General features: G+C 35.0%; 1 protein-coding gene. It reads right to left on the bottom strand.

All coding sequences use genetic code 11. The features are described from left to right. Positions 1 to 58: 58 nt before the first annotated feature. A partial coding sequence (locus tag AOA60_RS32865) for a hypothetical protein (RefSeq protein ID WP_158235076.1) occupies positions 59 to 260 on the bottom strand: 202 nt, incomplete at its 5' end.

Raw genomic sequence — 260 nt, 5'->3', positions numbered from 1 at the left:
GGTCCCGTACAATTCTATGAATGTTCACAGAACTGTCGGGGACCAGGTCCCTGAATTTTTAATCTATTTTTTCGGTTGTGTGGGTTTTTATATGCGTTCGATACAGCCCATGTAAATCATAATAATAAATCCAACTTCCTATGATATTTATTCCTTTAAATTCTTTTTTATAAGGAGTAGCAATTTTAGTTCTATTACGACCATCTACATCGGAAAGATACAAACCTTCTGTTCTTCGTTTCCCGCCTATTTCAAAATAG

It is taken from the genome of Pseudomonas sp. 2822-17, assembly GCF_002742485.1.
Classification (GTDB): Bacteria; Pseudomonadota; Gammaproteobacteria; order Pseudomonadales; family Pseudomonadaceae; genus Aquipseudomonas; species Aquipseudomonas cyclaminis.
The sequence above is the reverse complement of the archived record's forward strand: the minus strand, read 5'-3'. Positions and strand labels throughout refer to the sequence as shown.